This is a genomic window from Streptomyces sp. NPDC016640 (assembly GCF_043076215.1).
Taxonomy (GTDB): domain Bacteria; phylum Actinomycetota; class Actinomycetes; order Streptomycetales; family Streptomycetaceae; genus Streptomyces.
In genome coordinates this window covers 14,256-26,559 of sequence record NZ_JBIBRG010000014.1, presented here as the reverse complement: position 1 = coordinate 26,559, position 12,304 = coordinate 14,256, and the positions used below count along the sequence as shown (strand labels likewise).

8 protein-coding genes and 1 pseudogene are annotated in these 12,304 nt (G+C 69.4%); 5 read left to right on the top strand and 4 right to left on the bottom strand.

Annotation, left to right across the window (positions count from 1 at the left end; genetic code table 11):
- Positions 1–226: 226 nt before the first annotated feature.
- Positions 227–832: a lytic polysaccharide monooxygenase gene (locus ACF07S_RS25815; protein WP_391965954.1), complete on the bottom strand. Its 606-nt coding sequence runs from the start codon at positions 830–832 to the stop codon at positions 227–229.
- A 1,014-nt stretch (positions 833–1,846) separates the two neighbouring features.
- Between ACF07S_RS25815 and ACF07S_RS25810 the strand changes: the two genes are divergently transcribed.
- The 3 genes from ACF07S_RS25810 to ACF07S_RS25800 all read left to right on the top strand — a co-directional run bounded on the left by ACF07S_RS25810 (position 1,847) and on the right by ACF07S_RS25800 (position 7,918).
- Positions 1,847–2,611, top strand: a complete 765-nt coding sequence (locus tag ACF07S_RS25810; protein WP_391975217.1) for a calcium-binding protein — start codon at positions 1,847–1,849, stop codon at positions 2,609–2,611.
- Positions 2,612–3,731: 1,120 nt separating this feature from the next.
- Positions 3,732–5,309, top strand: a complete 1,578-nt coding sequence (locus ACF07S_RS25805) for an MFS transporter (protein ID WP_391965926.1) — start codon at positions 3,732–3,734, stop codon at positions 5,307–5,309.
- A gap of 581 nt (positions 5,310–5,890) precedes the next feature.
- Positions 5,891–7,918, top strand: coding sequence for a HelD family protein (locus ACF07S_RS25800; protein WP_391975282.1), 2,028 nt, complete (start codon positions 5,891–5,893; stop codon positions 7,916–7,918).
- Between the two features lie 474 nt (positions 7,919–8,392).
- Here the strand turns inward: ACF07S_RS25800 and ACF07S_RS25795 are convergent, their stop codons facing one another.
- Positions 8,393–8,872, bottom strand: a complete 480-nt coding sequence (locus tag ACF07S_RS25795) for a transposase (RefSeq protein ID WP_391975216.1) — start codon at positions 8,870–8,872, stop codon at positions 8,393–8,395.
- 454 nt (positions 8,873–9,326) lie between these two features.
- Here ACF07S_RS25795 and ACF07S_RS25790 point away from each other — a divergent pair, with 454 nt between their 5' ends.
- Positions 9,327–9,947: a response regulator transcription factor gene (locus ACF07S_RS25790; protein ID WP_391965927.1), complete on the top strand. Its 621-nt coding sequence runs from the start codon at positions 9,327–9,329 to the stop codon at positions 9,945–9,947.
- Between the two features lie 173 nt (positions 9,948–10,120).
- Here the strand turns inward: ACF07S_RS25790 and ACF07S_RS25785 are convergent.
- Positions 10,121–10,426: pseudogene (locus ACF07S_RS25785) on the bottom strand (transposase); the annotation flags it as partial.
- A 118-nt stretch (positions 10,427–10,544) separates the two neighbouring features.
- Complete coding sequence (locus tag ACF07S_RS25780; protein ID WP_391965928.1) at positions 10,545–11,507, bottom strand: NAD(P)-dependent alcohol dehydrogenase; 963 nt, start codon at positions 11,505–11,507, stop codon at positions 10,545–10,547.
- A 101-nt stretch (positions 11,508–11,608) separates the two neighbouring features.
- On the opposite strand from ACF07S_RS25780, the gene ACF07S_RS25775 reads away from it, so the two are divergent.
- Complete coding sequence (locus ACF07S_RS25775) at positions 11,609–12,283, top strand: TetR/AcrR family transcriptional regulator (protein ID WP_391965929.1); 675 nt, start codon at positions 11,609–11,611, stop codon at positions 12,281–12,283.
- Positions 12,284–12,304 lie beyond the last annotated feature (21 nt).

Sequence of the window (12,304 nt, the reverse complement as noted above, 5' to 3'; positions counted from 1 at the left end):
CCCTGGGCACGCGGGTGCCCGGCTCGGGGGTCCCGGTCTCTCGGAGCCGTCGAGGTCCCTCGACGGCTCCGAGAGACCGACGGATGCACCTGACCAAGTCCTGCCGGGAGTGCAGGAAGCCCCGCCGGGGCAGGGGACCAAATGGGTCCCCTGCCCCGGCGGAACCCGGTCGGCCGGGCGGCGGGTTACCGGCGCCCGGCCGAGGCCGTGTGCGGCGCTCCCCGGCTCAGCCGAAGTTCACGTCGCTGCACCACATGTAGGCCTGGTCGAGGTGCGAGGCCTGCCAGATTACGAACAGGACGTGGTGTCCGGTGTAGCCGGAGGTCTGGACGGGGAACGTGATGTCCTGTGCCGGGGCGAAGCGGCCGGTCTGCGTGATGAAGTCGAGGTTGCCCCAGCCCAGGGTCTGGGTCTTGGGGTTGAAGCCCTGCTTGCTCACGTAGACCTTGAAGTAGTCGGCACCGTGGGACGCCTGGTCGTACAGGTGGACCGAGAAGTTGTTGCCGACGGTGGTGGTCTTCCACTGCCCGGGCTTGTTCAGGCTGGCGTTCCTTGAGAGGTTGTTGCTGCAGAGCGTCCCGTCGGGGGTCCGCGCCTGGAACTGGCCACCGAGGCCGTCGCGGAGTGCGCTCATCCAGTTCCACATGGTGTCGGGGTTGGCCTGGAAGGCCTGCCAACACATGGGATCCTCGGTCTGCATGGCCGGGTTCGTGTGGTTGCTGCCCCAGGTCTTCCAGCACTGGTACGCGCGGGAGGCGGGACCGACGATGGTGCCGTGGGCCTGGGCGGGGGCCGACCAGGTCAGTGCGCCGACAACCACGGCAAACAGCATGACGAGCGCCTGGAGGGGCCGGCGGAGGGACGACCGCGAACGCCCGGTTAACGGACTGTGTGTGCGCATGTGGGGGAACTCCTTCCAGTTGCAAGGCTGTATGGGAGCGCTCCCAACGGTAGGTCTTCTGAGTGAAATGTCAATGAAGCAGACGGAGTTGATTACAGGGACGGGCGGCGAGCAGGGAATCCGCCGTGAGCCGGGAGTCGGAACCGTTCCCGGGACCGGAAAGCGAGGCTGCGGCCCGGACCGGTGTGCGGGGCGATGCCGGGGAGGGGCGTTCGCGGCATGGCGGCGGGACCCGGTTCCGGCGTGAGGGCTGTCCAGTCCCGCAACACGCGGGATCCCAGGCCCCGATGGGGCGCTTCCGTACCCCCGAGCCGGCCTCGCCTGGCAAGTCGCCTGGTAGGAGTGGTGGCTGTACGGCGCATCGGGCGGGGAACGCGGCCGATGGCACGCAGCGGGAACGCGCGTACCCCTCCCGACGATCCGTCGGTGGTCCACCGCGAGCACCTCCACGGTCGCCGCCTCGTGCCGGTGCGGCACGACAGCCCCCCCGCGCACCCGCAGCGGGCACTCCCGCCGCGTCCGGAGCGGCCAGGGCCTCGACGAGTTCCTCCCGGTCGATCGCCCGACGCTCCGGCACCGCTTCCGCCTCGGCGAGTCCGGCCGCGATCCGTTGCGCCCGGGGGCGAAGCTCCGCCGCCCGCACCCGGGCAGCCGTCTTCCGCTCCTCCGGCAATCCCAGCCATCGACTGAGTCGGCCAACTCCCTTTCACTGAGCCAGAATTGAGCTAGCGAACCCTGCCACGCCGGCACCGGGAACATACCTGGCCAAAGAAGTCCAACCATCACATCCGGGGGGACATCGGCTTACCGTGACGCCGCGTCGATTCGCGGTCTTGCAGATCCGGGCCAGCAGGGGAGACTGCCTTCACGACCGGCTCCGCCCGGTCCCCGGCAGCACCACGCCAAGCAGGTCGGTCCACCGTCGCTCCACCGAGATGAGGTCTCATGAACCGAAACCGAGCCGCCGTCAGCGCGGTCGCCGTGACCCTGTTCACCGCCGGCCTCGCCGTCGGCCCGGCAGCCGCCGCCACCGAGGCGAAGGCCCGCGTCGGAGCCGACTGGGCAACTCAGTCGATCGTCTTCACCGCCGCCGCAGGGCAGGCCAACAACCTCAGCATATTCTCCATGTACACCAGCGACGGGATCCGGAGGATCGGCTTCAGGGACGTGGTCCCGCTCGAACCGGGCGACCACTGTGCGTACTCGAGAGCCGAGGACACCACCTCCGTCGTCTGCGAACTGCCCGCCGACAGCCCCCGGCCGGACAGGATCGACGTCTTCCTCGGCGACGGCAACGACACGATCGCCGCCTTCGCCCCCGGGGCCGGCACCGTCAGCGGCGGCCCCGGCGACGACGAACTGCACGCCCACACCGCACGCACGGTGCTGGGCGGCGCGGGGAACGACATGGTCATGGGACCCGCCGCCCTGCACGGCGGCGACGGCATGGACCACCTGATGGGTGACAACAGCAACCAGCAGATGTGGGGCGGCCGGGGCGACGACATGATCGAGGGCTACGGCGGTGACGACACCGTGCACGCCGGCCCCGGCGACGACCACGCCATGGGCGGGGACGGCCGCGACATCGTCCTCGGCGGCCCCGGCAACGACACACTGGACGGCGAAGGCGGCGACGACCTCGTCTGCGGTGGCACCGGAAAGGACGCCCTCGAAGGCGGCCCCGGCCGCAACATCGTCCTCCCGTAAGTGCGCCTCCCTGCCCGAAGGTCCTGGCCCGCGGCGCGAACAGCGTCGCGGGCGCCGAGCCACCGCCGTCGGCGACCCGCCACCCGAGCCGCGTCAACCGCGAACGCCGCAGAGAGCGGGTCCCCGCGCGACACGAGGTGACCCGGCGGAACCGGACCGTCGAACCTGCCGGCCGGCGCGGGCCCGGGACTCCACGTTGCTCGGCCCGCCCGATCCCGTGAGCGAGGTGGACCGGGCGAAGCCACCGGGAACTGGTTCCCGGAGCCGGCCAGCCGAAGGCCGGACCGGGTGCGGTGGGCGGGGACCAAGCCGCACCGGGGCTGCGCCCAGAGCCGGTCGGAGACCACGACGGTCACCACGACCTCCCGGCGGCTTCGGCCGACTGCGGCTTCCCGGGACAGTGGATCGCCCGGCGAGCGGGAAACGGCACCGGATCCGGGCGTTCGTGATGGTGCTGCCCGCCCCGCGGCACATGGCCGTCCGCCCGGTGGCACACCATGGACCGGCGTGCCTGGGCCGAAGCGTACGCGGAAGCGTTCCGCTTCTCCGGCGGTGTCCCGTGGTGTCCGGTGCCGGACAACCCGAGGACCGGGGTGGACGAACTGGACCTCCACCACCCGCAGACCAACACGTCGTACTCCGACCCCGCCCCTTACTGCCGCACGGCGGTGGACCCGGCCCGTGCCGCGAAGCCGAAGGACGAACGTCTGCCGGGCGCACTGTTCCTCCTCCGGCGTCCGGGGGGCTCGTTTCCTGGGGGCCGGCCTCGGTGCCGGGGTCGTGGCGGGGCCTCCGTCGTGCGGGCCGTCGCCGTGATCATGGCCGTCGTCGGTCTCGCCTCCGCGGTTCGGCGTGGGCACCGGGCCGACGTCTCGGGACGCGGTGCGACAGCTCGCTGGAGGCAGAAAATTCGCTCGGCTGCAACCCTCGCCGGAGGTGAATTCCCTCGACTCGCAAATCCACCAGAGGCACAAAATTATTCATTCCGCAAATCCGGCGGAGGCATATAGTTCGTTCGGCCGCAACAGCCTCGAGGGGAAAGTGTAAGGTTGACAGCGGTGTGGAATTTGCTTATAGTCCCGTCGTTCAAGTTCCCGCCGATCGATGTTCGAAGGTGTTCATGACCGCGCCTCCAACGTTGCCGAAGTCCAGGCAGCGGTTGATTCTCGCCATTCTTATGTTGTGTTCGCTGCTGATTTGGTTAGAAAATACCGTCCTGAGTACTACGCTGGAGACCCTTGCGGACCCGGTCCGTGGACTGGGGGCCAATCCCGGTGAGCTGCAATGGGCGACCGGTTCGTACACTCTGGCCTTCGCCACGTTGATGTTCACTGCAGGTGCACTGGGCGACCGGTTCGGTCACCGGACCGTGTTTTCCGGTGGGTTGGTGATCTTCGCCGGGTCCTCACTGTGGGCGGCGTACGCAAGCGATGCGGGCCAGCTGATCACGGCTCGAGCTGCGATGGGGGTGGGCAGCGCGCTGATCACGCCCGCCATGATGGCCATCCTCATGTGGACCTTCACCGGCCCCGCGAGGGCTGCCGCGATCGGCGTTTTCTCGACGTCGGCCGGTGTCGGAATGGCTGCCGGCCCGGTGCTGGCGGGGTTCCTGCTCGAGCATTTCTGGTGGGGCTCGGTCTTTCTGATCAATGTCCCGGTCGCGGTATTGGCGCTGGTCGGGCTCGCCGTGCTGGTTCCGAATTTCCGCAGTCCCACTCTGCGACCGCTGGACCCTGCTGGAATGCTGCTGTCGATCAGTGGGCTCGTGGCGTTGTCCTACGGGCTGATCCGGGCGGGTCAGGTGGCGGTGTGGAGCCGTACCGACGTCTGGGCGCCGATCGTTGCCGGTCTGGCTCTGCTGGCCGTTTTCGTACTCGTCGAACTGCGTGTCAAGGCGCCCAGCTTTGATCCGCGACTGTTCGTGCAACGCACATTCTGTGGTGGCAACGTGGCGCTCGGACTGCTGCTCTTCGGTGTGGCCGCCATCACCTTCTACAACGCGTTCTACCTGCAGGGCGCGCTCGGATACTCGCCGATGGAGGCGGGTCTGGCCAATATCCCGACCGCATTCGGCGCGCTCGTGGGGGCGCCCCTCGCCACGCGCCTGGTTCGCCGCCTGCCGCTCCGCCTCGTCACCGTGCCGGCGCTCACCGTCGCTGCGCTGACCATGGGCGGGTACGCGTTCCTCGGACTCCAGACTCCACTCGTCTGGATCGAGATCCTGTTGTTGGTACAGGGTCTCTCGATCGGCGTGGTGATCGGCCCCGTTACGGCCGCGTTGATCAGCGACCTGCCGCTGGAACAGGCCGGTGCAGGATCGGCCGTCACCAACACCGTGCGGCAGACCGGCAGTGTGATCGGAATCGCAGTGGGCGGCACGATCATGTCGATCGTGTACCGACGTGCGATCGAACCTTCGCTGGAGGGTGTACCCGGTCCGGTGCAGGATCAGGTGCGAGTCTCCGCCGAACAGGCCCGCCACGTCGCCACCACTCTCCACCGGCCCGCTCTTGCCCAGGCTGCCGACGACGCGTTCATCCATGCCATGCACGTCGGTGCGGGCTGGATCGCGGTCATCGCACTCCTCGGAGCAGCCGTGCTGCTGATCACCCTGCCTGCTGCCGGCCAGAAGAAGAGTCCGACACCGGAGCCGGACCACGAGGAGTCCCGTGGCTCCGAGCTTCGCTCCACCGTCTGATGGGCTGGCTGCGGGCCGGGAACAGGAACAGGTGCCTACCGGCCCGCGGCGATGGGAGTTCCTGCGCCACCACCACGCTCGATCGGCAAGGCACCTCTGAAATGAGAGTCCCGTACCGGCCCGCGGAACCGTTTGCCGCCTTCGATGCCCCCGACCTGATCGCGTACACCGGATTCAATCCGGCGATCCGGCCGGCCGAGCGGTGCGGTCCGGGTATCGGGAGCGCAATCAGTGATACACGGAACAGCGGAATGTGTGACACGCCGTACGGTCAGCCGTCATGAATTCGGTCGTAGGGTCATGATGCCGTCCTCAGGCCCCCGGTCGCCCGTCAGTGACGGCAGGAGGAGGGCGGTGAACTGGATAAATGAGGGTCTGATGCGGATCCGCCGAGTATCGAGTGAGCGTTGACCCGACACATGCGGCGATGGTCTCCAGCTGCCTGCCGTCCGCGGGCCGGGCGGTGCGCCTGGCAGCAGCGACAAACTTCACCAAGCAAGTCCGGCTCGAATCGAAGGAGCCCCCTGTTGTCGAAAACGAATGATCCCGCTGTGCGTGCGGTTGAATCCGAGCAGGATTATGTGTCCTCCTTGTACGAGTTACTCACCGAGCGGCTTTCCGAGGCGCGAGCACAGCGAGCGAGTGTGCTGAAGGCCACGACGGACAGCGCCGGTGAGGCATACGAGAGGGAAATGGCCGCCGAGCGTCTGACCAAGGAAATAGGCCGGCTGGAGGGCGCCGAAAGGGGGCTGGTCTTCGGGCGCATCGACTGGACGGATGGCACGGCCCTGCGCATCGGGCGGATCGGACTGCATACGGAGGAGGACGAGCTGCCTCTGCTCGTGGACTGGCGCGCGAACGCGGCGCGGCCCTTCTACGAGGCGACACCGGTCCACCCGATGGACCTGCGGCGGCGCCGGCACCTGCGCCTCGAGGAGCGCACGGTCATCTCGGTGAGCGACGAACTGCTGGACGGGAGCGTCCCGACCGACGAGGACGTCGTGGGGGACGGCCCGTTGACCGAGGCCCTGTCGGCACGGCGTACGGGCAGGATGCACGCGGCCGTCGCGACGCTGCAGGCCGAGCAGGACGAGATCGTCCGCTCCGCCCACCGCGGGGTGACCGTGGTGCAGGGCGGGCCCGGCACCGGCAAGACGGTGGTCGCCCTGCACCGGGCGGCCTATGTCCTGTACGCGTTCCCGCGCGCCGCGGAGGAGGGCGTCCTGGTGGTGGGCCCGAACGCCCGGTTCCTCGACTACATCTCCCAGGTACTTCCCTCGCTCGGGGAGAACGACGTCGTTCTGGCGACCTGCCGGGAACTGGCCGGAGTGTCCACGGACACGGTGGACCCGTTCGACACGACGCGTCTGAAGGGCAGCTCCGACCTCGCCGAGGCCTTGGCCGGCCTGCTGCGCGTCCACCAGGCCCCCGCCGGTGACTTCACCGTGCGGGTCGGACAGGAACTGGTTCACCTCTCCGGCGAGGAAGTCGCCACGGCACGCGACGCCGCCGTGGCAGCCGTACCGGGGCACAACCCCGCGCGCCAGGTGTTCAAGGAGCTCTTGGTCGACGCCGTCACCGACGCGATGCAACGGGACATGGGCGACATCCTGGAGCAGATCGACGCCGATGCCGAAAGGATGACGGGTCTGGACCTCGACCGGTTCACGGGAGCCGCCCAGCGCCGTGTCGAGGGTGCGGCCGACCCGGGTCCGGTCCACGAGCTGGACCTGGACGCCATCCGAGCCGATCTCCTCGACGACGCCGGCGTCGACCGGGCGGTCGAGGTGTTGTGGCCGCGGCTGGCACCCGGTGACCTCGTGAAGGCGCTCCTGACGAACGCCGACGCTCTCGCCGAGCGCCTGCCCCGCCTGACCGCGCAGGAGCGGTCCCTCCTGCTGCGCGGTCCGGAGGACCCGTGGACCGACGCCGATGTGCCGTTGCTGGACGAGGCGGCGAACCTGGTCGACGGCCCCCCCGAGCGGACGTATGGACACGTCGTCGTCGACGAGGCGCAGGAACTGACCGCCATGCAGTGGCGGATGATCGTCCGCCGCTGTCCGGCAAGGTCGATGACGCTGGTGGGTGACTTCGCCCAGGCAGGCCCGGTCGCGACAGCACGCGACTGGAAGGAGGCGCTGAGCCCCCATGTCGGACCGCGGTTCAGACTGCACAACCTGACCGTCAGCTACCGCACCACGCAGGAGATCCTGGAGAGCGTCCGGGACCTGCTCACGCGGATCGCCCCGGACCAGAAGCCCACACGGTCACTGCGAAGCGGTGAGAGCCCTCGCACCGTGACCACACCTCCGGACGGGTTGGTCACCGCCGTCGCCCGGGAACTCCGCGCCCAGAGCACCGCGCACCCGGGTGAGCTTCTGGGAGTGATCTGCGCGGACGCCAGGGTGAGCGAGCTGACGGATCAGGGCATCGCTCACCACGCACGCATCGTGCCGGCGTCCGAAGCACGTGGCCTGGAATTCGACGGGGTCGTCGTCATGAACCCCGAGGAGATCACCACGGCCCGCCCCGGTGGGGAAAGGGACTTGTACGTAGCCCTGACCCGGGCCACCAAGCGCCTCTGCACGGTCACCGTCCAGCCCGCCTGATGGTTCGGCGCCCGCGTCGACGACGCGGGCGCACCCGGCGCGGTACGGACACCGGCCCCGCGCGCACGGGGCTGCTCGCCGTCTCACCGTCCGTGGCCGCACGCCGAGCGATCACCGGGGTGGGCCACCCTCCCGCACCGGTGCCCGCGGGCGTCGACTGATCCTGCTCGGACGGCACCGGGCGTTGTATCCACGTCCTGGCCGTCTATTGCGAAATGGCACGACGTGTCGATGACGATCCTCGAATTGTGTCGACAACCAGGACTTCTCCCGCGTCTCATCGGGTGGCACTCGCGTATCCACCGCGGTGTTACCGCAGCGCTGGATCGCGCTCGATTCCCTGATCCGGCGTGATCAGTGGCTTGGTGCCGGATGCCCATGGTTCCGTCCCAAGGCCCGACCCGCCGATCGGGAACTGCGGGACCAGTTGCGCAGGATTCCGCTGCACTGGCGCCGACCTCGGAGAGGGGCAGTTCACCGTGGGCATGCGGCGGTAGCGGATGAGGAATGCGGCGAGCCCGGCGAGAGCGGCGGACCGTTGTGGTCACCAACGGTATGGATCTTCGACCCGGGCCTGCCCCGATCGGCCGGATTCGGTCCGCCCAAGGCCCCTTCGACCGCCCGAACGCTGATTGAGCCGATGGCGCACCGCGACCAGTCCAGCTCACCGTTCGCGCCGGACCGGTCCAGCGTCACGCGGTGCGGCTTCGCCCGCATCCGGGCCTTTGGCCAGTCCGTGAAGCGCCGACGTACGGTCTGCCAGGAGGCACCGAAGACCGGCGGCAATGGGCGCCAAGTGCAGCCCGGAGTGGCGACGAAGACAATCGCGGCCGGCACCGCGCGGTCATCACACCTCCGCCGTCCGCCAGCCTGCGCACGCACCGGCTGTACCGGCGGAATATCCTGAAAGATCTCCCACACCCCGTCCGGTACCAGCCGCCCGACTATCCGCATGCCGGGACGGGAGCCACTACCAATCAAGACATCCTCCAAGGGGTGTCCCGTAATGCGCGGTGGACCAGCCGACGGCGTCCCGTGCGGTGCATCGCAGGCGGAGACTCGCCCGCATACTGGATGTATCCGGGCGATTCGGAAACGCGGTGAGGCACCGTGCCGGGCGTCGGAATCCCGCCAGGCATTGCGGGACAACTCTTAGTACGGGGTGGACAGTTCCCGCCACTCCATGTCATCCTCATCTATCAGGGTTGAACCTTTCAGATTCTAACGTGGGAAAACGGGGGATCACCGACATGGGCAGCGTGAAGACAGGTTGACGCGGCAACTGATTTCGAGCAGTGGAAAACACGAACGCTACGCCGACAGGGCAGACCACTTGGTGTCTGATGCGCGTGGCAGACGAACTTCCCTGCGGGTTGGACGATCTCTGTTGCAAACCGAGATAGCGGTCGTGCTGGCAATCCAGGACGACATTCGTCGATACAGTATCGAGGGAATGCTCCGTTCGCTCGACATCCAGTTTGCAGTGCAATTCATCACGGATGTCGAAGATCTCTCGACATTCTGCAACGGCCAGCTGATCATTTTATCCAGCGATGCTCTGGGGTCCGTACCTGACGAGATCGCTGAAAAGCTGCGTATCCACAATACGAACGTACTGATCCTGGTAAATTCGACAGGCGTTGTCGAGCAATCCTGGGTCGATCATGCAAACGGTTTCCTGGGCTGGGAAGACCTCCGCCCCGAGACCCTGCGCGAAGCGATTGTCGACGTGAAGGCCGGACGGTTTCACGTGTCGGCGACCCTTGCGCGACGATCCGTGACGGCACCCGAGCAAGCCGGTGACGGCACCACCTCGAAGCGCGCGTCGATGATTGCGCTGACGGCACGTGAACAGCAGGTACTGCGCCTGATTGCCGAGGGGCTGAGCAACCGGCAAGTCGCTCGATCGCTGAGTATCTCCGAACATGGAGTCAAACGCGCGGTCGGCATCATTCTGGCCAAGCTCAACTGCCCGAACCGGACTCTTGCGGTTGTCCGGGCCATAGAGCTGGAGCTCCTCGTCATGTGAGGTGTCGGCCCATTGGCGCGGCGCAGGCCGGCGCCGGACCCGGAACGGGTCGTCATGAGGATGCAGCGGACGGGTGAGCCGCCGAAGCGGCCGCGCACGATGTGTGGCCGGCGTTGTCGACGGTGGAGGGGCCGGCGGGTTTCGGTGACGGGTCCGGCCCGGTTCCTGGCCCTGCGGGTGCGGGGCAGGCTGTGTTCGAGGTCTGCGTCGACCGGCTCGTCGGGATTCGGCTCGGGTGAGTACGACGGCAGGAAGTGCAGCTCGATCGGGTCCTCGTGCGCGGCGGGCCAGGTCCGGACGGTCTTCGGGCGGTGGGCCGAGTGCCGGTCGACGACCAGGTGGACCCTGCGGTCGAAGTGCCCGACGAGCCGGGCCCGGAAGCGTTCGGCGGCCCGCCGGAGCGGCCGGCCGGCCTCGACGACGCAGCGGGCCGGGCGCAGGCGGCCGGTCCCGGTCAGGGGTGCGTCACGGTGGGGCACCAGGGCCTTTCGGCCGGTGCAGACGTCGCACTCCACACCGCACCGGAAGGCCCCCACCTGTTCAAGATCCCTCAGCCGGGACCTGGCCCACCTGCCACACCCTCCCCGGACGGAACAGCTAGCCGACCCTCACCACGAACTTGCCCCGCACGCCGCCCGCCTCCAGTGCCCGGTGGGCCGCCGCCGTCTCCTCCAGCGGGAAGACCCTGTCCACCGCCGGGCGCAGCCTGCCCTCCGTCACCTCGCGCGCGAGGTCGTCGAAGAGCGCCCGCCGGGGGTTGCCGCTGAAGAAGCGCACCCGGCCGCGTCCGTGTACGGCGCTGGCGGCGATGTAGCCCAGCGAGGCGACGGGCCGCGCCAGGTCGAAGGCGACGGTGACCATGCGTCCGCCCGGCCCCAACAGGCGCCGGAAGGCGCGCAGATCGGTGCCCGCCGTGTCGAGCACCACGTCGAACCGGCCCAGTTCCGCCGGGGTGACGGTCCGGTGGTCGACGGCGTGGTGGGCGCCGAGGGCACGGACGAAGTCGAGGCCGGCGGCGCGGGCCAGGGCCGTGACCTCGGCGCCGTACGCCTTTCCGAGCTGGACGGCGGCGTTGCCGACGCCGCCCGCAGCGCCCCGTACCAGCAGCCGTTCGCCCGGGCGCAGTGCGGCCTTGTCGCGGAGCGCGGTGACGGCCGTGGTGGCCACCGGCAGCGCGGCGGCGGCCACCAGGTCCAGCCCGTCCGGGACCCGGCCGAGCCGCTCGGCCCGTACCGTCACGTACTCCGCGGCGCTGCCGAAGCCCGTCCGGCCCACGATGCCCCACACCCGGTCGCCGGCCGCGACACCGGTCGCGCCGGTGCCGAGCGCGACCACCTCACCCGTGAAGTCCAGCCCGACGCGCTGCGGGAACCTCCGGCCGGTGAGGAGCCGGACCCGGCCCGAACGGGCCGCCAGTTCGCCGCCGTTGACGCTGAACGCGCGTACCCGCACGAGGACCTCGCCGGGAGCCGGTTCGGGGCGCGGCACCCGGCCCGTGTACAGCACCTCGGGTCCGCCGAAGCGGTCGAACAGTACGGCTTTCATCGTGTGGTCGTCCATCGTTCTCACCTTCGCCACCAGGGCCCGTGCGGGGAATCCGGACGCCGAGCGTAGGCTGCGAAACGGACGGCATCGTCCACTTGCGTCGGAGGTGAGAGACAGTGGCGGGGGAATCCTCTCGGATCGCGGGTCCGGACGGACTGCGGGCGGACGCCCGGCGCAACCGGCGGCGCATCCTCGATGCCGCCCGCGCGGTCTTCGCCGAGCACGGCATCGACGCGCCCATGGCGACCGTGGCCCGGCGGGCGGGGGTCGGTGTGGCGACGCTGTACCGGCGCTTCCCGACCAGGGACGCCCTGGTGCGGGCCGCGTTCGCCCAGCAGGTGGAGACCTGCGCCCGGGCGCTCACCGAGGCACTGGCCGACCCCGACCCGTGGCGGGGCTTCCAGCGGCTGGTCGAGACGGTCTGCGCACTGCAACGCGAGGAACGCGGCTTCCCGGCCGCCTTCGCCGCGGCCTTCCCGGGCAGCGTGGGGGAACACGCGCGGGTACGGGAGCAGGCCGAGCGGGACTTCGCGGCCCTGGTCCGCAGGGCGCAGGCGGCGGGCGCGCTGCGCCCGGACTTCCACCCCTCCGACATCGTCGTGGCCCTGCTGGCCCACTGCGGTCTGGTCACCGCGCTGCCGGGCGACCGGGCGGCGTCCCGACGCCTGGTGGCGTACCTCCTCCAGTCGTTCCGCGCCGAGGGGGCCCAGGGGCCGCTGCCCCCGCCCAGCACCTCGTCGCTGCGCGACCTGCCGCTCGCGGCCGACGGCTTCCGGGGCCGGCACGCCTAGGGTTCGGCCGCATCCGGGTAC

Bases quoted from the DNA above. Each gene is read 5' to 3' on its own strand.
- ACF07S_RS25815 (WP_391965954.1), bottom strand. From the start codon at position 832: ATGCTGTTTGCCGTGGTTGTCGGCGCACTGACCTGGTCGGCCCCCGCC.
- ACF07S_RS25810 (WP_391975217.1), top strand. From the start codon at position 1,847: ATGAACCGAAACCGAGCCGCCGTCAGCGCGGTCGCCGTGACCCTGTTC.
- ACF07S_RS25805 (WP_391965926.1), top strand. From the start codon at position 3,732: ATGACCGCGCCTCCAACGTTGCCGAAGTCCAGGCAGCGGTTGATTCTC.
- ACF07S_RS25795 (WP_391975216.1), bottom strand. From the start codon at position 8,872: ATGCGGATAGTCGGGCGGCTGGTACCGGACGGGGTGTGGGAGATCTTT.
- ACF07S_RS25780 (WP_391965928.1), bottom strand. From the start codon at position 11,507: ATGGACGACCACACGATGAAAGCCGTACTGTTCGACCGCTTCGGCGGA.